Consider the following 19000-nt stretch of genomic DNA (forward strand, 5'->3'; position numbering starts at 1 on the left):
TCGGGGTTCTCTCCTGGCAGGCAAACCCGCACCATAGGCCCATGCTGAAGAATATCCCCACCCATGTGATTGCCGGGCCGCTCGGTGCCGGTAAAACCAGCCTGATCCGTCATCTGCTGGCGCAGCGCCCGGCTGATGAACGCTGGGCCGTACTGATCAACGAGTTTGGCCTGATCGGTCTGGACGCCGCCTTGTTAACCACCGATGACGACGGCATCGCCTTGGGTGAAGTGGCGGGCGGCTGTTTGTGTTGCGTCAACGGCGTGCCGTTTCAGGTCGGCCTCAGTCGCCTGCTGCGTCAGGCCAAACCGCATCGCCTGCTGATCGAACCGTCCGGCCTCGGTCATCCGCTGCAATTGCTGCAACAACTGCAGGCTGCGCCCTGGGCGGGTGTGTTGGCGGTGCAGGAGCCGTTACTGGTGCTGGATGCTCAGGCCCTTGCTGCGGGTGAAGCGCTGCCCGATAGCCAGCAGGCGACGCTTGGTCGCGCCGGTTTGTTACTGCTGAACAAGGCCGAAGGGCTGGATGAAGCAACCAAGGCGCGCATTCAGGTGCAACTGGGCGAAAGACCGCTGTATTGGACAGAACAGGGCGCGCTGCCGCTGGCACAGTTGCCTGGTTTTGCCGCGCAGGCCACTGACGGCGACAGTGTACTGAGCCTGCCCAACGCTGCTGCGCCGTTACCCCATCTGTGGCGCAGCGTGAGTGAGCCAATCTGCCAGGTTCAGCAACAGGCCGAAGGCTGGAGCATTGGCTGGCGCTGGCACCCCAGCCAGCACTTTGCGCCGGTGCAGGTGCAGCAATGGCTGAACAGCCTGCCCTGGCGGCGCGCCAAGCTGGTGCTGCACGGCCGCGAGGGCTGGCAGTCCGCCAATGCCCTCAACGGCCAGCCACTGCAGTGGCAACCCAGCGAATGGCGCAAGGACTCGCGGCTGGAGCTGATCTTCAGCGACGCGCAGGACGTGCCCGCCTTGCAGGCTGGGCTGGCTGCCTGTGTATTAGCGCCAGAGCATTTCGGCCAGGCTGCCGAACAGCAGAATCAGCACGGCCAGGGCACTGATACGCAAAGCCAGGGGTGAGGTGAGCCACTGCAGCACCTGCTGTTTGGGGGCTTCGCGCAGTGCTTGCCACTCGGGCTTGAATACCGGGTCGATGCGCAGGGCAAATAGCCTGTCGCGGTACAGCAGGTGCCGAGCCCTGCTCATCTGACTGTAAAGCGGCAGACGAATAGCAAAGTGCTGTTCGTTGTCAGCGGCGCGTCCCATAGCCAGTACATGGCAGTCGATGCCGGCGCTGCTGAGTTGTGCTTGCAGGTGCTCGATAAAGCCTGCGTGGCTGGATTCCAGTAAAACAAACACCCTGACGTCCTCCCTGATAGTTCTGCGGCCAGCATGCCGGAGTCAGATAGGACTGACGAGTCCTATGGCGATGCGGATAACGCCCATCAACAAGATCATGCAAGGCATGCCCATGCACCTTCAACCCTGGTTCCACGACAGCAGCGCCGATTTTACCCTGCGCGGCTGGCATACGCCGCCTTCGGACAAGCCCGTGCTGCATTTTCTGCATGGCAACGGCTATTGCGGGCGGGTTTATACACCGCTGCTGGCGCTGTTGGCCGAGGATTTTGACCTCTGGCTGTGCGATGTGCAGGGACATGGTGAGAGTGATCATGGTGGGCGCTTCCACGGCTGGAACCGCAGCGCCGAGTTGGCAGTTGAAGCGTTTACCGCCGGTCGTGGGTGCTTTGCCGATGCCCCGGCCTATGCGCTGGGTCACAGTTTTGGTGGGGTACTGACGAGCTTGATCCTGGCGCGTTATCCGGCGTTATTCCAGCGTGCGGTTTTGCTCGATCCGGTGTTGTTCAGCCCGGCAATGATCGGCGTGATGGCGTTGTCCGAGGTGGTGGGATTAAGCCGGCGCAGCACCCTGGCCAGCAAGGCGCTCAAGCGCCGCAGCAGTTGGCCGGACCGTGCCGCTGCGCATGCCGCGCTGCAGGGGCATGGGATGTTTCGGGGCTGGAGCGAAGAAGCATTTACCGCCTATATCCAGCATGCCTTGAAAGACAGCGACAAGGGCGCCGAACTGCGCTGCCGGCCGAGCCGCGAAGCAGACATCTTCAGCTCTTTTCCCAAGCGTCTATGGCCGTCGCTGGCCAGGGTGACGACGCCTACCCAGGTACTTTATGGGCAGCGCAGTTACCCCTTTGTCGCCAAGTCGGTGGCGCGCTGGTGTGCCAGTAATGCCCAGGTCAGCGCTCATGTGGTACCAGGCGGGCACTGCTTTATGCAGGCGCATCCGGCCGACAGCGCCGCACGGGTGGCGCACTTTCTGTTGCAGCGCGACTAAGCCCGATGAGCAGCCGCGAGGATCTCTGGCTGGCGCTCTCCGAGCTGTGGCTGGACACTGAACTGGACCAGCCCGCGCTCCGATCTATCGCCACGCGGATGCGCGCCAGTGGTTTGAGCCTGGCTGAATTGCAGCAGATCTACGCGTATGAGGTGGCGCCGCAGGTCTGGCTTAACCACTGGGCCGTCGCCGGGGTGTGGGAGGGGTTCGAGCCGCAATGGCTGTTTGCGGGTTGCCGGCGCAATCAGTTGGGCGGGCGTTGGCATCGGTTGAAATGCCGCGTGTTGTGCCGGCCGATGACCCACGGCTGCCGCGCCGAATGGCAGCAGATCTTGGCCTTTCTGGCTGATCGGGATTTTAACTAGTCGGCCTTAATGCGGCGTGCTGTTATCCGAATCCTGACGCTGACTGCGCCACTGCTGCATCTCAATCACCTGAGCGCAGGGTGCCGGCGGTTCACGGAAAGGGTGCGGCGCCAGTTCGATACGCCCCAGCTGTTTGCCAAACAGGGTGATGCTGCCGACATGCCGCTGCTCGCCGGTGACGGTGAATTCGAAGCCATACACCCGCGCCAGGCGCTTGCGCCCGCGTGCATCGGGTAACAGGGCGAGCCGTCGCAGGGCGACATTCTCATCCAGCAATTCGATGTCGGATTTGGCGCAATGTTGTTTCACCAACCCCAGTGCGTGCTCACGCAGACCATGGGCATGCCACAGCCAGGCGCACGCGGTGGCGAACAGCATCAGCAGAAATACATCGAAGAGGTCGATCATGGCGGCTCCGGCGGCAGGAGGCTGAGCTTAACAGAGCCTGCCGTTCGCTTACGCATCCAAGCAGATACGGTTTCGCCCCTGCGCTTTGGCGTTGTACAGCTGGGTGTCCGCGCGTTGCAGCAGCTGTTGCAGGCTGTCGCCGGGACGGGCGCAGGTCAGGCCGATGCTGACGGTGATGTGCAGCGGGCCCTGGACAGTGGCGAGGGGCTGCGTGTGCAGGGCATTGCGTAGCCGTTCCAGGCGCTGTTGCGCAGCGTTGAGGTCGCTGTCGGGCAGGAGAATAACGAATTCTTCACCGCCGAAGCGGGCGAACAGGTCGGTGCTGCGCGCCTGCTGCCGGCACAGTTCGCTGAACGCCATCAGCACCTGATCGCCGACGGCATGGCCGTACTGGTCGTTGACCCGTTTGAAGTGATCGAGGTCGAGCATCGCCAAGCACAGCGGGGTGCCTTGGCGTTGATTACGGCTCAGCTCGTGTTCGGCACGTTGCTGGAAGGCGCGGCGGTTCAGGGCGCTGGTCAGCGGGTCGGTGGTGGCGAGTTGGCGCAGCTGTTCTTCCAAGGCCTTGCGCTGACTGACATCGCGGATCTCGGCGACCTGCTGCTGCGCTTCGGCCAGGCGCGCGATGCTCAGCTCGGCGGCGAATGGCTGGCCGTCAGCGCGTTGTGCGAGCAGGTCATGGGAGCGGCCATCGGCCTGTTGCAGCAGTTCGCTAAGCGTCTGTTGGCTGCTGCTGTCGAAGAGTCGGGACAGCGGTTGGCCGAGCAGCTGTTCGCGGGTTTGCGCAAACAGCTGTTCCAGCTTGGGGGTTGCTGTCGATGATGCGTCCGCCGTCGAGCACCATCACCCCGGCGTTGCTCACGCTCATCAGGCGTTCGAAGCGCTCGACGTTGGCAGCCGCCTGCTGGGCGTTGTGCTGGCTGTCGGCGAGGATGCGGCGCATGGTCAGCAGCACCAGGCCGACCAGGGCCACAAGCCACAGGGGAATGCCGAAGTTGTAGGGCAGCAGGTAGCTCACCGAGCGTGTGACATCGTCGTGGGCGATGCCTTGCAGGCCATCGTGCAGGCCAATCACGCCGCGCACCAAGGTGACCAGGGCATAACCCAGCAAGGCGATGGCGACAAACCGGCAGACGCCGCGCAGTTCCACCTCGCTGGGCGCACGCCACAGCGCCCAGCAGGCTTGCAGGGGCAGCAGGCCGCCAATGGCGGCGTACAGCGCGATGAGGTATTCCGAGTTGATGGGGCTGCGCCACCAGTGCCAGCTCAGGACCAGGCTCATCAACCCGGCGCTGGCCGGGACGGTCCACCAAGGCAGCGGCAGGCCGAGAAAGCGAAACACGCCGAGCAGGATGATCGCCTCGCCGGCCAGTTGCAGGGCGTTGCCGAGAATATTCAGCAGTTTGCTGCCACTGGCCATAAAACCCATGAACAGCAGGATGCCGATGATCAGGGTCCAGCTGCCCAGCATCCACAAACCGGGACCACGGTAGGGTCGGGAGAAATACCAGAGCCCGCTGCAGGCAATGGCGCTCGCCAGCATCAGGTTCAGGCCCAGCAGCATGGGGGAAAAATACAGGCTTTCCATGGCCTTACTCGGTGTTATGCGCTGGGCGCGATTGTGCCGGGGCGTGGGTGGATGTTTGCTCGCTCAGTTTTTTTCTTCGTTCAGCGCCTGGTAGCGCTGCTGCAGTTCTTGGCGGATCTGCCGGCGTTGCAGAGCCTGGCGCTGGCGGCGTTGGGCGTCGCTGGTGGTCGGTTCGAGCGCGGGTACGACGGCCGGTTTGCCCTGTTCATCGACGGCCACCATGGTGAAAAAGCAGCTGTTGGTATGGCGCACCGAACGTTCGCGAATATTTTCCGTGATCACTTTGATGCCGACCTCCATTGACGTGCGCCCGGCGTAATTGACCGAAGCCAGAAAGGTCACCAGCTCACCGACATGAATGGGCTCGCGAAAGATCACCTGATCCACCGACAACGTGACCACATAGCGTCCGGCAAAACGGCTGGCACAGGCATAGGCGACTTCATCAAGGTATTTGAGCAGGGGGCCGCCATGCACGTTGCCGGAGAAGTTGGCCATGTCCGGAGTCATCAGAACAGTCATCGTCAGTTGTGCGGTTCCAGGTTCCATGAAGCGGCTCTGTGCGAAGTAATGGTGCAACCCTATCAGGTGCTGAGTGCTCTAGCCTGAGGATCAGGGCAGATTGAACCGTTGTTGCAGTTGTTTCAGCTGGGGGGCTTGCTCTGTCAGGAAGCGATCAAAGTCCTTGATCAGCTCCGGGTGTTGGTAACTGCTCAGATGAAAGTGTGTGGTGATCTGGGGCAGCTGCGGGTCTTGCTGGATCGACGCCGGTGGAATGTCGAGCAGCTGCATGTGGTGCTCGACCACCTTCGGGTTGGCATACAGGGCATCCAGCCGGCCCCGCTCAAGCATGCGGATCATGCTCTGAATGTCCTGCACCTCGATCAGTTCGATGGCGTACTTGGGCAGTTGCGTCTGCCAGGCTTCGGCAGTGAAGCCGCGCACAATGCCAATCCGTTTGATCGCCTGCAGCCCCTGACCCAGGTGCTCGCGGCGTACCAGGGTGGCATCAACGATCTCGACGACCGCCTGGCTGTAGTACAGCGGTTGTCCATCGCGGGCCTGGCGTGACCAGGCAGGGTTATCGGGAAACAGCAGATCAAGGCTATGTTCGCCCAGCATGTTGCGGTATAGGCGATTGACCGGTTGCGGGCGCAGCTCCAGTTGCAGCCCCTGATGCTTGGCAAAGGCCTGCAGCAATGCGATGCAGTAGCCTTCGAATGCCTGGCCCTCTACGGCTTTGAAGTAGGGGTAGTAGTCGTGTTTTTCCAGCCCCACGCGCAGGGGGGCGGCGGTAATGAGCGCGCTGTACAGCCAGCAGGCCAGGATAATGCAGAGGCGCATGAGCCACTCCAGGGTGCTCAGGGTCTGTACAGCGTAGCTGGTGCTGCTTCAACCGTCAGGCGTGGGTCAGGTACCAGCGCCAGTCCTGCTCACCGACTTCGCCCATAAACTGGCGGAATTCGGCCCACTTGATCGCCAGGAACACCGTGAGGAAGTCCTCGCCCAAGGCTTCCTTGGCCCAGGCGGAGTTCTCCAGCGCGCGAAGGGCGGTCAGCCAGTCGGTCGGCAGGGTTTCGCGGGCCTGCTCGTAGCCGTTGCCGATGATTTCTTCGCCCGGATCGATCTGGTTGTTGATGCCGTGATGGATGCCGGCCAGGATCGCCGCCGCCGCGAGATAGGGGTTGGCATCGGCGCCGCAGATGCGGTGCTCGACATGCCGGCTCTTGGCCGGGCCGCCCGGTACGCGGAACGACACGGTGCGGTTGTTCACGCCCCAGCTCTTGGCCAGCGGCGCGTAGCTGTTGGCCTGGAAGCGGCGGAACGAGTTGGCGTTGGGGCAGAAGATCGCCAGTGCATCATTCAGCGTGGCCATCATGCCGCCGATGGCGTGCTTGAGCAGCGGTGTGCCATGTGGGTCTTCGGATGCCATCAGGTTGTTGCCGTTTTCATCTGCCAGGCTGACATGCATGTGCATGCCGCTGCCGGCCAAGTCGCCAAACGGCTTGGCCATAAAGCAGGCCTGCAGCCCGTGTTTGTTGGCCACGCCCTTGACCAGGCGTTTGTAACGCACGCCTTCATCGATAGCCTGCAGCGCGTCGAAGCGGTGCTCCAGGGTCAGTTCGACCTGGCCGGGTGCGTACTCCGAAATCGCCGTGCGCACAGGCAAGCCCTGTACTTCACAGGCGGCGTAGAGGTCATCGAGGAACGGCTGCAACTGCTCCAATTCATAGACGCCGTACACCTGCGGCGCTTGCGGGCGCACGCCATTGGTTTGCAGTGCCGGTTGCGGACGGCCGTTGGCGTCGCGCTGTTTATCCAGCAGGTAGAACTCCAGCTCCACGGCCATTACCGGGTGGTAACCGTCGGCCTTGAGCCGGTCGATGGCGCGTACCAGTACATGGCGTGGGTCGGCCGGGGCGGCGGGCATGCCCTGAGTCGGGTGCATGCTCACCTGCAGTTGCCCGGTGGGCGTGGCGCGCCAGGGTTGCAGGGTCAGGCTGCCGGGCAGCGGGTAGGTCCAGCAGTCGGCATCGGCGACTTCCCAGACCAGGCCGCTTTCTTCCACGTCCTCGCCCTGAATGGTCAGCGCCAGGATCGAGCTGGGCAGCGGCCGGCCGTTCTCGTAGATGGCCAGCAGCTCGTCGCGGTGCAGCAGTTTGCCGCGTGGGATGCCGTTGGCGTCGATCAGCATCAGCTCGATGCTGCGCACTTCGGGGTGATTGGCGAGGAAGTCACGGGCTTCCTGGGGGTTGGCGAATTGCATGGCGGCGGTCTCTGTAGGGTGGATGACGCTTTATCCATCCACCGTGGGGATCGGTTATCGGTACGGCCTGCCGGTGGATGAAAAGAGCGTCATCCACCCTACGAAGTAGGCGGTCTTACTCGCGTGCACCGGGGATGGCCAGCAGCTCGGTCAGGGCCTGGTCGAGCATGGCGATCAGTGTGTCCACATCATCAGCCGATGTGCTCGGGCAACACAGGGTCATGTTGTGGAAAGGGGTGATCAGGATGCCGCGGTTGATCAGGTACAGGTGCAGGGCCATCTGCAGTTCGTCGTGGAACGCTGCTTCGGCCTCGGCGCCGGTCTTCGGTGACACCGGGCAGAACTGAAACTCACTGCGCGCGCCCAGTTCGGTCACCGACCACTTGAGGTCGTGCTTGCCGATCAGCGTGCGGAAGCCATCGGCCAGGCGCTTGGCCAGCGGCAGCATGTGGTCATAGGCGGCTTGCGTCATCACCTGTTCCAGGTTGGCGCGCATGCAATGCATGGCCAGGGCGTTGGCCGACAGCGTGGTGCCCATGCCGCTGTGACCGTGGCCATGGCTGCCTTCGCTGGCACGTTTGCGCGCAGCGGTCATGGCCTCGGCCATCGCCGCGCTGCAGCCGAAGATGCCGCACGGCACGCCGCCGGCAATCGGCTTGCCGACCACGAAGAAGTCCGGGTCGAGGTTCCACAGTTGGGTGCACCCCCCCATATCGGTGGAGATGGTGTGGGTCTCGTCGATGATCAGCAGCGCGCCGTATTTGCGGGTCAGCTCGCGGCACGTCTGCATAAAGCCCGGCTCGGGCAGGACCATGCCGATGTTGGTCATCGCCGGCTCGCAGAGCAGGGCGCAGACGTCGCCTTTCGCCAGCGCCGCTTCCAGCGCCGCCACGTCGTTGAACGGGATCGAGCGGCTGTACTCAGTCAGGTCGTAGGCCTGGCCGACCAGGCCGGAGCGCGGCACGGTTTCGCCGTCGATGCAGCGCACCATCACATCGTCCACCGTGCCGTGGTAGCAGCCATCGAACACCAGCAGGGTTTTGCGTTGGGTGATCGCGCGGGCCCAGCGCAGCACATAGCGGTTCGAATCGGTGGCGGTGGCGGTGACCTGCCAGAACGGCAGGCCGAAACGTGCGGCCAGCAACTCGCCGCAGACCACGGCGTCTTCGCCCGGCAGCATGGTGGTCAGGCCGTTGTTGCCCTGTTCGGCAATGGCCTTGGCGATCGGGTCTGGCGAGTGGCCGAACATGGTGCCGGTGTCGCCCAGACAGAAATCGATGTACTCATGACCGTCCACGTCATAGAAGCGCGCGCCCTTGGCCCGCTCGACAAACAGTGGCACCGGGGTCGACCAGTCGGCCATCCAGTGCATTGGCACGCCGCCGTACAGCGAGTGACGCGCCCGCTCGGCCAGGGCCACGGATTTTGGATTGCGCGCGATAAAGCGCTCACGCTCACGCTGGGCGAAGGTTTCTACGGCGGATGGGTGGATACCACTGGCAGTCATGTTGAACACCTCGTTCGAATATCTGCACATGCTATTTTGTGATCACAGAAAACTCAAGCGTTGGTTTGATTCGGCTTTATTGCTAGATTAACGCCATATTTGTGATCACAGGATGTTGTGAAATGCTCTTCCAACAGCACGTTGCCTTAATCAGTGGTGCAGGCAGTGAGTCGGGTATCGGTCTGGCCATCGCCCGCCGCTTGGGTCAGCAAGGGGCGCGCGTGCTGCTCACCGCCAGCAGCGCCCGCGTTGAACAGCGTGCCGCTGAGCTGTGTGCCGAAGGTATTCAAGCACGCGGCCGCGCCGCTGACCTCACCGATGAGCAGCAGGTCGGTGAATTACTCGCCTGGGCGCAGGCGCAGTGGGGCCAGATCGACATTCTGGTGAACAACGCCGGCATGGCCATGCAAGGCAGCCCCGAGCCGTTTGCCGAGCTGGCGGACATGGACCTGGCGACCTGGAATCTGTCCATCGCGCGTAACCTCGGCACGGCATTCTTGCTCACGCGCGCGGTGCTGCCGGGTATGCGTGCACGCGGCTATGGGCGCATCGTGAATATCAGCTCGACCACCGGCACCCGTGGCAGCAACCCCGGCGAATCCGCCTACAGCGCGGCCAAGGCCGGTATGCTTGGCCTGTCTATGGGCTTGGCGCTGGAAGTGGCCAAACAGGGCATTACGGTTAACAGCGTGGCACCGGGGTGGATCGCCACGGGCTCCACCACTGAAGAAGAACGCCACGCGGCTGCTTACACGCCGATGCGTCGCGCCGGGCGACCGGAAGAAGTCGCTGCCGCCGTCGCTTTTCTCGCGTCACCGGAGGCCAGCTATATCACCGGCGAAGTGCTGGTTGTGGATGGCGGTAACTGCCTGATTGAGAACAAGGCCCCCTGAGCGTCTCTGCGTCGGTCAGGCGTTGTTGCAGGGATACTTGAAAATGCTCATTGACTGCAGTCAACTCCGCTTTTCAAACACCCCTGCGCCTAGCCAGCCTCTAGCAGAGCCCTCAGATCATTTTCTAAACATCGGAGAACTTCATGCGCAACTGCTCGTTGACCCTCGCCCAACTCCCCGCGCCGCCGGTACAAGGACGCCGCTGAACCATGGCCGATAATCTGCAGGAACACCTTTACCAACGTATTCGGGAAGGCTTGCTGGCGGGGCGTTTCCAGCCCGGCGAGCGTTTGAAAATCCGTGACCTGGCCGCCGAGTGGGGCACCAGCCCGATGCCGGTGCGGGCCGCGCTGCAGCGGTTGGTTGCCGAGGGCGCGCTGGAGGGCGAGCCACAGCGCTCGGTGCGCGTGCCGCCGATGACTCGCGAACGCTATGAGCATATCTTTCAGGTTCGCCTGGGCCTTGAAGGTTTGGCCGTGGAGTTGGCCACTCCGCGTCTGACGCCTGCCGATTTGGCCGAACTGCGTGGTTGCGTGGCGCGTATGGACCAGGCTATCGAGCAGCGCCATATCCATGCCTATCTGGATGCCAACAGCCAGTTTCATCTGCGCCTCTACAGCGCCTGCGGTAACCCGGTGCTCCTGCGCAGCATTGAATCGCTGTGGCTGCAGGTCGGCCCCTTCTTCAACCGTCTGTTTACCGGTGCAGATTTATCGCTGCGCTTGAACGATTTTCACGAAGATGCCTTTACCGCTATCGAAGCCGGCGATGCCAAGGCCGCACGTCAGGCGATGGAGCAGGATCTCCTATATTTCGCGCGTTTTCTCCTCAATTTGCTCGATCTTGAGCAGGGTCAGCGTTGACTGGATGCTGAAGCGCGGGCAATACGGTAGCCGACAACTGAAAGCAACGAAGACGAAACCCAGGAGTCGGTCTGGCACTGGGTGCGCGCCGGCTGGCTGGAAAGCCACGAATTTTTCACGATCGACAATACGGCCCTGCGGCGTTAACACGACGCAGGGCCGCAGTCGCTTCAAGGCAGATAAATCCGAAGGCGATGTACTTGTCGTCCCAAACAGCTTTTTAAGGGGCATTAAAGAGCGGTAACGGGTGGATTACGCGATGCTCGAAATACGTGATTCCCCGCCAGAATCACCCTCAGCGCCGCTAACCACCCTATAAAAGGTTTCTGCAGCGGGTAGCTGGGGCATAGCCAATCCGAAACACTCCTCCCCCCAGCAGAGCACCATGCGCCGGTTCGAGATGGCCATGCACAGCATTGCGTTGATGCCGTTTGGCGATGCGCCCGGCACAGCACAGGCTCATACCGGTGTTACCGGTACTGTGCTTGAGGTGGGGTACTGCGCTGCCTGCAAGTAATTTTTGGGCTGTCTGCTGCACGTACAGGGCTGATGTTTTGGTTTGGCTGTTCAGCGTTGGTTCAGTAATACCGGTTTAGGCTGTTCGTCCATTCCGATAGCCACGCCACCATAGCGTGATGAGTACAGACAATGAACAGAGCTATTTTGCTTGGCTGCACGCTGGGCTTACTCAGTGGCTGCGCAGAGTTGCAGCAAATACACAACGAGCAAGTGGCGCGCGATTGCCAAGCAGGCTTTGCCCACCAGCGCGGCCTGCGTGATAGTGCCATGGGCACAGCGCAGGACAGCAACTGGTTCAACGCCTTCTGCCCTGTTCAGCAGCGCACTGTCGCCGTGCAGAGCTATCTGCAAGGCTACCAAGCGGGACTGGCCGGGCGTAAACCTGCTCCGCCGCCACGGCCACAGGTGCAGCCACCGCAAGTGCTGCGACCACAAGTCACGCCGCCAGGAGCCATAGTTGTGCCGGATTACAACGAAATTGCCGGGCGTGTAGTCACGCCGCCAGGAGCCATAGTTGTGCCGGATTACAACGAAATTGCCGGGCGTGTAGTCACGCCGCCAGGAGCCATAGTTGTGCCGGATTACAACGAAATTGCCGGGCGTGTAGTCACGCTGCCAGGAGCCATAGTTGTGCCGGATTACAATGAAATTGCCGGGCAGGTCATTGCCCCGCCGGAGCAGCCGCAGGTGGTGCCGGAGGCAGAGTGGCCGTCGCCAACCCTTGAATCGGCGCAGCCTCTATTACTGCCAGAGCCTCAGGTGCTTCTCGAGCAGCCAGAAACGCTGGCTGTAGAGGTAGATGACTGGAGTTGATGCTCGGCAGTTGACTGGCCCCACCAGGCCGCGTCGACAGCGCTTTCAGCAGGGCCACACGCCCCAGCTCAGCACAATTCAGTTCTCTGCGCATGGACAGCATGGGCGGGATCGCCTGCACCCATATACACTGAAGCGATTCTGAGGCGTCAGTAAAAGGGCTCTGCAATGCTGGATTACGGCAGTAAACGCATTCTGATCGTCGATGATTTTTCCGACTTCCGCAGCTCGCTGAAATCCATGCTGCGTGACATGGGCGCGCGTGATGTGGACACCGCCGACCGTGGCGAAGAAGCCCTGAGCATGTGCCGTAACAAGCGCTACGACATCATCCTGCACGACTACAACCTGGGCGGCGGCAAGAATGGCCAACAGGTGCTGGAGGAGTTGATCGCGGGCAGGCTGATCAGCCATCAGTGCATCTTTGTCATGGTCACTGCCGAAAGCAGTCAAGCTATGGTGCTCAGTGCCCTTGAGCACGAACCGGATGCTTACCTGACCAAGCCATTCAACCGTGCCAGCCTCGATCAGCGGCTGGATAAGCTGGCTGAGCGTAAGACAGCACTCAAAGGCATTCTCCAGGGGCTCGATAAGCAGGACCCCTCCGCTGTTCTGGAGGCCTGCAAGGTCCTCAGTCAACAGGACAAGCGTTACCTGCCACTATGCCAGCGCTACCACGCCACCGCTCTGCGTGAATTGGGCCGGTTGGACGAACTGGAGCAGCTGCTCAATGGCGTCTTGGCCGAGCGGCCTTTGCCTTGGGCGCAGGTGGCAATGGCCAGTCTGGCGCACAAGCGCGGCGATTTGGCGCGCGCACAGAGTCTCTACGAACAGGGGCTCAAACTGTTTCCGATGATGCCATCGCTGTATGACGGCCTGGCCGCTGTTCTGCAGGCTCAGGGTGACAGTCTGCGTGCCCAGCAAGTCCTGGAGGATGCGGTCAAGCTGGCGCCGCTGGCGATTCGACGGCAGATGCAACTGGGCAAGCTGGCCCTTGATAACCAGGACTTTGGTAGCGCCGGCAAGGCCTATCGCCAGGCCATGGAGCAGGGCCGCACCTCCAAGTTCAAAAGCCCGGAAAACTACCTGGGGCTGGCCCAGGCGATCACTGCACAGGCTGGCGATGGCACACTCGACAAACGCCTGCAGATTGAGGTCAACCAAGCCCTCGGCGAGCTGGACAGAAATTATGCTGGCGACCCCAATGTGCAGCTGCGCTCGCGCCTGGCCATGGCCAGTAGCCTGATGAAATCCGGTGAGCCCAAGAAGGCCGCGCAACTGGCTGCCGAGGCTGCTGCTGCACTGGCCCGTTTGCCGCAATTGTTTGCCGCCGATGCCGCCCTCAGTGTTGCCAGTCAGTTGCGCGCCCTGGGTCAGGGCGAGGCGAGTGACACGCTGCTGAAAACCTGTGTTGAAGCCTACGGCGACGACCCGCAGGTGATGCAGGGGGTGGCGAGGCAAACCGATAACAGCGACATTCTTTCGGGTGGTAAGGAGGCGGTCGAACTTAACCGGCAAGGTGTGCGTTGCTACCAGCAGAAGCAGTATGACGAAGCGCTGCGACTGTTCCGCCAGGCGTTTGCCCTGCAGCCCAAAAATCTCAGTATTGCCCTCAACACTGCGCAGTCATTGTTGCAGTTAGGCGCGCAGAACCTGTCGGTCGAGTTGCTGGCCGAATGTCGGCACTGCCTGGCAATAGCCAGCCAAATGCCCACCACGGATCCTCGCCATGCCCGTTATCTGCAACTGCAACAGCGGGTAGCCGGCTGATGAGTGATGAGCCTGGGGCGCTGGATTTTTCCTTGGTGATTGCCTCAACCGTGCATGACATGAAGAACTCCCTGGCCATGCTGACCCGTGCCCACGCGCAGTGGCAGGCGCAGTTGCCTGCCGAACAGCAGACCGTTGCCGAGCAAGGGGTGATCGATTACGAGTTTGCCCGTCTCAACGGCATGCTGGTGCAGTTGCTCGGCCTGTATAAGCTCGGCGTCAACCAGCTGCCGATGCGCCCCGGTTATCACGAAGTCGACGATTTTCTTCAGGCCCAGTTGGCACGGCATTTCGAGGTGCTGCAAAGCCGGCAGATCAGCGCACGTTGCGAGGTCGAGAGCTTCGACTTGATGGGTTTCTTTGATCAGGAACTGCTTGGCTCAGTGGTCGCCAACATCATCACCAACTCCATCCGCTACGCCCACAGTGCCCTGTTGATCAGTGCCTGGGAGGAGAACGGGCAGCTGGTACTGGCGATCTGCGACGATGGCCAGGGCTACCCCGAGGAAATGCTCGTCCAGCAGTCCAACTACGTCCTTGGTCTCAGGCACAGTACTGGCAGCACCGGCCTGGGCCTCTATTTCGCAGGTCGGATTGCCGAACTGCACGAGCGCAATGGCCTACGCGGGCATATCGAACTGGCCAACGGCGCGCCGCTGGGCGGCGGAGTATTCCGGATCTATCTGCCCTGAAGCAGGTTGTGGCCTGCCGTTGTGTTTATTCGCTGTCTGGCACCTGCGCTGGCCAGTCAGCTTTAGGTTTGCCCAGATGCGGCAGCCAGTCCGCGGGATGCTGTGGTACCGCCTGATTCGGCCAGTTTTCCGGTCCACAGTGTTTCTTAAAGTCTCGGGCTTGTCGCAGCCAGCCGCGATAAGCGTTTTCACTGGCCATGCTGGAAGCATTTTCCAGCCTTACCGACTCGCGGGCAGCCTGGTACAAGTCATCGACACGGCGCAAACAACGGGTGTAAGTCCGGTTGTCCATGGCGTGGTATGCCGATGGCTCCTCGCGCCACCACTCGATGGCGCGCCAGCTCGCACCGATGAGCATCAGCATGATGGTGCAGGCTGCGAATAGGCTGGCAAACAGGGCGAAAGGCAGCAATCCCAGTAGCTGGTAATACGCGGTGTGAGGCTGTTGCCGCCTGTTCATGTGTTGAGTTGCTGGGGCGTGTGCCATCCCTGGCCCATTATTCAGCTCTCCAGCCACACATCGCGTACCCAGTGCCAGACCGATTCCCAGGTTTCGTCTTCGTTGATTTCCTCGGTTTCGGCTTCCCACAGCAGCACGGTGCCGTCTTCTTCGACCACGTAGTAATTGCCATGGTCTTCGCACAGCGGCACGTACTCGCGTGGCACGCCGAGTGACCAGGCGGTGGCGGCGACTTCCGGCAGGTAGGTGTGCGATTGCGGATCGCTGGCGGTGACGGGCTCCAGGCGGCCGTAGACCACATCGCTGACCTGCAGCAGGTATTCACGCAGGCCAAAGGGCAGGTGGATCAGGATTTGCTCCTGAATCTCCACTAAGGTTTCTTCATCGGGGAGTTCCAGCGGGACGGGCACCGGCTCGTTGAGTTCGCGCAACTGTTCGATGACTTCTTCCACGGTGTAGGCCTCATGTATGACGGGTAATACGGGAGCGTTTTATACCGTAGAACGGGTTCTGGGGCATCGTGGATGCGCGCTTAAGGCCTGCGGATTGAGCCGTTGTGCAGGTGTTGCCTGACGCCAAGCAGGAGGCTGGCAAAGTGCTATCGTTGTACATGATGTGTCAATTTTTGAACGTCATAAAACGGTCTTCCTATGAAAAGCCAAGCGCAAGAGTCAGATGACGGTGTGCTCAGCGAAGAGGAGCGGTTACAACTGCTGACCAAGGCCGGTCAGCGCAATCGCTTGTTTATCCTGGCCTTGGCTGGGGTGTTGGGCACGTTGATGTTGGTGTCGGTTGGCCTGAACATCCACAACCTGTTCAGTGCAGGCGATGAACCGCGTATTCAGGCACTGGAGAAGCAGGTTAAACGGCTGGAAGAGCAGCTTAAGGTGCAGCAGAGCGCGCTGAATAACCAGGAGGAGTTGCTGGCCAGCCAGCAAGCGTCACAGCTCACCGGGCTGTTTGAGCGGGCGGAAAACCCCAACAGCATCGCCCAAGTCAGCCAGGTGCTGCGCGCGCAGGAGCGTGATTACCAGCAGGTGATGAATGGGTTGAAGGCGGGGATGCGTGATTTGGCCAATATGCTGCCGGGTTCGCGCAGTTGGCTGGCCGATTACAACGAAATGATCGACCGCGCCCTGCTGAACAGCCGCAAGCGCAGTGAGGAAGTTGAGGCCTGGAGCGACAAGGCCCAGCAAGCTGCGCCGGCAGCCAAGCCGCCGGGCAGTGTCAATCGGGGGTGAGGCGGGGTGGGCTTTTAGCCCATGTGGAAGAACGCCAGCTTGTTGCCGTCCAGGTCGCGGAAGTAAGCCCCGTAAAAGCCGGGCATGCGTTCGCCCGGCTGACCGTCGCAGGTCGCGCCCAGTTCGAGGGCTTTGGCGTAGAGTCTATCGACACCCTCACGCGAGCCGCCTGGCAGGGCGATCATGTTGCCATTGCCGGGGGTGGCTGCTTGTTTGTCGAACGGCAGGCACACACCCAGCATGGGCTGACCTTTGCCGGTACCGTAGAAGGCCGCACGGCCGACGTCCATCACGATTTTTGCACCCAGTTCAGCCAGTAATGCGGTGTAGAAAGCCTTGGCTTTTTCCAGGTCATTGGTACCGATCATGCTGTATCCGATCATGCTGCCGTCCTCATCAGAGTGGTTGTGCGAAGGGTGCAGTGTGCGTCATCAGGTGGGTAAAGGGTATGCAGGTCTTTCGTCCTGTCTGGCCCGTTTGGCGGCTATTTCGGTCGCCTTGAGTGCGCTTAAAAACACAAAACCCGGGCAAGCCCGGGTTTTGTGGTGAAGCCTGTGGATCAGCCGTTCTGGCGAATACCGGCCACCAACCATGGCTGGTTCTCACCGACTTGACGCTCCAGACGCCAGCTTTCGCTGAACACTTCGCCTTGGTCGAAGCGCGAGGTCTTGGCCACACCGGTGAAGGTCAGGGTGGCGACAGTCTTGTCGCTGAGGTCATCGACGCCATCCAGTTGTACGTCGAGGTTGTCGACGTAGGTGGACTGGAAACCGTCGCCCAGGTCGGCGCGCTCGCGGCGCAGGAACTCCAGCAGTTGCGGGGTGACGAACTCGGCGATCTTGTCCATCTCGTTGGCATCCCAGTGCTGCTGCAGGCTGAGGAAGTGCTCACGGCCTGCACTCACAAAGCTCTGTTCGTTGAACCAGGCCGGAGCATTGATCACGGGCTTGATTGCAGCACCGGCAGCGTTGCCGCCGAAGATCGAGCTAGGGGCCGTCTGGGTCGGCATTTCGCGCTGATACGGCACGCCACCGGCGGCCGCTGGCTGGGCCTGGCGACGACGGGCAGCGAGGAAACGGAACAGCAGGAAGGCGATCAGGCCGAAGATCAGCATGTCCATGATCTGCAGGCCTTCAAAGCCGTCACCCATGAACATGGCGGCCAGTAAACCACCAGCGGCCAGGCCAGCCAATGGGCCTAACCATTTCGATGCGCCGCTGGCTGCTGCCGGCTGACGACCAGCCGCAGCCGGTGCGGCGGTTTGCTGAGCAGGGGCCTGGCGCGCCTGATGGCTGGGCGCAGAGCCCAAGGATTTGCCGCCGCCCATGCGCTTGGCTTCGGCGTCGAAACTCATGGTAAGCCCCAGGCTAAGGCACATGGCCAGGGCGATGCTTAGAAAACGCTGCATGATGGGCTGTCTCTTGGTTGATGGATCTACGCGCGGCATCTTGCCCGGCGCACGCGCGGCTGGCTAGGCATAGAGTGTTTCCGACTTTTGCCCACCGTGCGGTTGCGCAGTGATGCTGGGGCGTGACGCGCAAGTGATGAACCGGCAGCGCGCCGCTGAGTGGCTCAGGCTCCCGCGATGCGAGAGGGTGCAAGACGCGCGATTAACGCCAGTCGTACAGCTCTTTTTCCGAGAGCAGGTGCATCTGGCTGACCTGCGCCTGGAAGGCTAGCATCGAGGCCCAGATGCGGCCGTTGAGTTCACTCTGCGCGGCCAGTTCGCCCAGCACGACCTCGGATTCGCGCTGCAGGGCGTCGAGCACCTCATCCGGGAAGCGCTTGAGCAAGGTGCCCGATTGCTTCAACTGATCCAGCGCGAGGGCGTTGTGGTAGACGTAATCGTCGAGCATGTCCTGGTTGGCGGCGCGGGCCGCTTCGGTGAGGATCGCCTGCAAATCGGCCGGCAGGCTGTCCAGCGCCTTTTGGTTGATCAGCAGTTCCAGCACGGCCTGTGGCTCCTGCCAGCCGGGGAAGTAGTAATACGTGGCCGCCTTGTGCAAGCCGAAAGCCTGATCGTTGAACGGGCTGACCCAATCCGTGGCATCGATGGCGCGGGTTTGCAGGGCCGTGAAGATCTCCTCGCCGGGCAGGTTGACGGGGGTGGCACCGAGTCGGCTGAGCACTTCGCCGCCCAGGCCCGGCATGCGGATTTTCAGGCCCTTGAGGTCGTCGAGGCTGTTGATTTCGGTGTTGTACCAGCCGCCCATCTGCATGCCGGTATTGCCCACCGCCAGCGGCTTCACGCCGAAGGGTGCATAGGCTTCATCCCATAAGGCCTGCCCGCCGCCTTTGCTCAGCCAGGCATTCATTTCGCTGGTGGACAGGCCAAACGGTACGGCGCTGAAGAACTGCGCCGCCGGCACCTTATCCTTCCAGTAATACGCTGCGCCATGACCCAGCTCGGCGGTGCCGCGTGACACGGCATCGAACACCTCAAGCGGTGCTACCAACTCGCCGCCGGCATACACCTTAATCGTCAGGCGGCCATTGCTCATGGTCGCCACCCGCTCGGACAAGCGCTCGGCGGCGGTGCCCAAACCGGGGAAGTTCTTTGGCCAGGCGGTGACCATCTTCCAATGGTAGGTCTGTACCGGCTCGGCGCGGGTCTGCGGGGTGGCAGGTTCTTCCTTGCAGCCAGCCAGCCCGAAGGCGGCGAGCAGGGCGCTGACGAGCAGCAGAGGACGGCGAATCATGTGAGCCCCTTATGGTTTAAAGGCTGAGCACGTAGCCCGGATGCAATCCGGGGTGAGTCCATGGCT

Annotated in this window: 23 protein-coding genes and 1 pseudogene; 10 read left to right on the top strand and 14 right to left on the bottom strand. The window is 61.7% G+C overall.

Annotated features, from left to right (window positions below):
• Positions 1-41 precede the first annotated feature (41 nt).
• The gene (locus DBR00_RS02955; protein ID WP_108489193.1) at positions 42-1079 is read left to right on the top strand and encodes a GTP-binding protein; all 1038 of its coding nucleotides are present in this window, start codon (positions 42-44) and stop codon (positions 1077-1079) included.
• Here DBR00_RS02955 and DBR00_RS02960 read toward each other — a convergent pair.
• Complete coding sequence (locus DBR00_RS02960; RefSeq protein WP_108489192.1) at positions 999-1358, bottom strand: hypothetical protein; 360 nt, start codon at positions 1356-1358, stop codon at positions 999-1001. The genes DBR00_RS02955 and DBR00_RS02960 overlap by 81 nt on opposite strands.
• A 112-nt stretch (positions 1359-1470) precedes the next feature.
• Between DBR00_RS02960 and DBR00_RS02965 the strand changes: the two genes are divergently transcribed.
• On the top strand, positions 1471-2349 hold the full coding sequence (locus DBR00_RS02965; protein WP_108489209.1) for an alpha/beta fold hydrolase: 879 nt from the start codon (positions 1471-1473) through the stop codon (positions 2347-2349).
• A 5-nt stretch (positions 2350-2354) separates the two neighbouring features.
• Positions 2355-2714 carry a hypothetical protein gene (locus DBR00_RS02970; RefSeq protein WP_108489191.1) on the top strand — a complete coding sequence of 120 codons (360 nt, stop codon included), beginning with the start codon at positions 2355-2357 and terminating at the stop codon, positions 2712-2714.
• A 6-nt stretch (positions 2715-2720) separates the two neighbouring features.
• Here DBR00_RS02970 and DBR00_RS02975 read toward each other — a convergent pair whose 3' ends face one another.
• The 8 genes and pseudogenes from DBR00_RS02975 to DBR00_RS03005 form a co-directional block, all read right to left on the bottom strand.
• Complete coding sequence (locus DBR00_RS02975) at positions 2721-3122, bottom strand: DUF3301 domain-containing protein (protein ID WP_108489190.1); 402 nt, start codon at positions 3120-3122, stop codon at positions 2721-2723.
• A 48-nt stretch (positions 3123-3170) separates the two neighbouring features.
• A complete protein-coding gene (locus DBR00_RS02980; RefSeq protein WP_108489189.1) occupies positions 3171-3683 on the bottom strand; it encodes a GGDEF domain-containing protein in 513 nt (170 codons plus the stop codon).
• A 45-nt stretch (positions 3684-3728) separates the two neighbouring features.
• Positions 3729-3923 (bottom strand): annotated as a pseudogene (locus DBR00_RS21375) (PAS domain-containing protein); the annotation flags it as partial.
• Entirely contained in the window at positions 3835-4710 is an 876-nt protein-coding gene (locus DBR00_RS02985) for a hypothetical protein (protein WP_108489188.1), read from the bottom strand. The gene DBR00_RS02985 and the pseudogene DBR00_RS21375, both read right to left, overlap by 89 nt.
• A 63-nt stretch (positions 4711-4773) precedes the next feature.
• Positions 4774-5259, bottom strand: coding sequence for an acyl-CoA thioesterase (locus DBR00_RS02990; protein ID WP_108489187.1), 486 nt, complete (start codon positions 5257-5259; stop codon positions 4774-4776).
• A 63-nt stretch (positions 5260-5322) separates the two neighbouring features.
• Positions 5323-6054, bottom strand: a complete 732-nt coding sequence (locus tag DBR00_RS02995; protein ID WP_108489186.1) for an ABC transporter substrate-binding protein — start codon at positions 6052-6054, stop codon at positions 5323-5325.
• Between the two features lie 55 nt (positions 6055-6109).
• A complete protein-coding gene (locus DBR00_RS03000) occupies positions 6110-7477 on the bottom strand; it encodes a glutamine synthetase family protein (RefSeq protein ID WP_108489185.1) in 1368 nt (455 codons plus the stop codon).
• Between the two features lie 115 nt (positions 7478-7592).
• Positions 7593-8984 (bottom strand): aspartate aminotransferase family protein, encoded by a 1392-nt coding sequence (locus DBR00_RS03005; RefSeq protein ID WP_108489184.1) that lies wholly within the window; start codon positions 8982-8984, stop codon positions 7593-7595.
• A gap of 122 nt (positions 8985-9106) precedes the next feature.
• On the opposite strand from DBR00_RS03005, the gene DBR00_RS03010 reads away from it, so the two are divergent.
• The 6 genes from DBR00_RS03010 to DBR00_RS03030 all read left to right on the top strand — a co-directional run bounded on the left by DBR00_RS03010 (position 9107) and on the right by DBR00_RS03030 (position 14534).
• Complete coding sequence (locus DBR00_RS03010; RefSeq protein ID WP_108489183.1) at positions 9107-9877, top strand: SDR family NAD(P)-dependent oxidoreductase; 771 nt, start codon at positions 9107-9109, stop codon at positions 9875-9877.
• Positions 9878-10086: 209 nt separating this feature from the next.
• Positions 10087-10740 (top strand): GntR family transcriptional regulator, encoded by a 654-nt coding sequence (locus tag DBR00_RS03015; RefSeq protein WP_108489182.1) that lies wholly within the window; start codon positions 10087-10089, stop codon positions 10738-10740.
• A 385-nt stretch (positions 10741-11125) separates the two neighbouring features.
• A complete protein-coding gene (locus DBR00_RS20865) occupies positions 11126-11257 on the top strand; it encodes a hypothetical protein (protein WP_256582912.1) in 132 nt (43 codons plus the stop codon).
• 131 nt (positions 11258-11388) lie between these two features.
• Complete coding sequence (locus DBR00_RS03020) at positions 11389-12072, top strand: hypothetical protein (RefSeq protein ID WP_108538012.1); 684 nt, start codon at positions 11389-11391, stop codon at positions 12070-12072.
• A gap of 168 nt (positions 12073-12240) precedes the next feature.
• Positions 12241-13842 (top strand): tetratricopeptide repeat-containing response regulator, encoded by a 1602-nt coding sequence (locus DBR00_RS03025; RefSeq protein WP_108486735.1) that lies wholly within the window; start codon positions 12241-12243, stop codon positions 13840-13842.
• Positions 13842-14534 carry a sensor histidine kinase KdpD gene (locus DBR00_RS03030; RefSeq protein WP_108486736.1) on the top strand — a complete coding sequence of 231 codons (693 nt, stop codon included), beginning with the start codon at positions 13842-13844 and terminating at the stop codon, positions 14532-14534. The genes DBR00_RS03025 and DBR00_RS03030 overlap by 1 nt, the downstream gene beginning before the upstream one ends.
• Positions 14535-14559: 25 nt before the next feature.
• Here the strand turns inward: DBR00_RS03030 and DBR00_RS03035 are convergent, their stop codons facing one another.
• Positions 14560-14994 carry a hypothetical protein gene (locus DBR00_RS03035; protein WP_108486737.1) on the bottom strand — a complete coding sequence of 145 codons (435 nt, stop codon included), beginning with the start codon at positions 14992-14994 and terminating at the stop codon, positions 14560-14562.
• Between the two features lie 41 nt (positions 14995-15035).
• On the bottom strand, positions 15036-15446 hold the full coding sequence (locus DBR00_RS03040) for an SMI1/KNR4 family protein (RefSeq protein ID WP_108486738.1): 411 nt from the start codon (positions 15444-15446) through the stop codon (positions 15036-15038).
• 198 nt (positions 15447-15644) lie between these two features.
• Between DBR00_RS03040 and DBR00_RS03045 the strand changes: the two genes are divergently transcribed.
• Positions 15645-16235 carry a hypothetical protein gene (locus DBR00_RS03045; protein ID WP_108486739.1) on the top strand — a complete coding sequence of 197 codons (591 nt, stop codon included), beginning with the start codon at positions 15645-15647 and terminating at the stop codon, positions 16233-16235.
• 14 nt (positions 16236-16249) lie between these two features.
• On the opposite strand, the gene DBR00_RS03050 is transcribed toward DBR00_RS03045, so the two are convergent.
• The 3 genes from DBR00_RS03050 to DBR00_RS03060 all read right to left on the bottom strand — a co-directional run bounded on the left by DBR00_RS03050 (position 16250) and on the right by DBR00_RS03060 (position 18934).
• Positions 16250-16618: a VOC family protein gene (locus DBR00_RS03050; RefSeq protein WP_108486740.1), complete on the bottom strand. Its 369-nt coding sequence runs from the start codon at positions 16616-16618 to the stop codon at positions 16250-16252.
• Between the two features lie 176 nt (positions 16619-16794).
• Entirely contained in the window at positions 16795-17643 is an 849-nt protein-coding gene (locus DBR00_RS03055) for a Tim44 domain-containing protein (protein ID WP_108486741.1), read from the bottom strand.
• A 202-nt stretch (positions 17644-17845) separates the two neighbouring features.
• Positions 17846-18934, bottom strand: coding sequence for a TRAP transporter substrate-binding protein (locus DBR00_RS03060; protein ID WP_108486742.1), 1089 nt, complete (start codon positions 18932-18934; stop codon positions 17846-17848).
• Positions 18935-19000 lie beyond the last annotated feature (66 nt).

The organism is Pseudomonas sp. HMWF032 (assembly GCF_003060885.1).
Lineage (GTDB): Bacteria > Pseudomonadota > Gammaproteobacteria > Pseudomonadales > Pseudomonadaceae > Aquipseudomonas.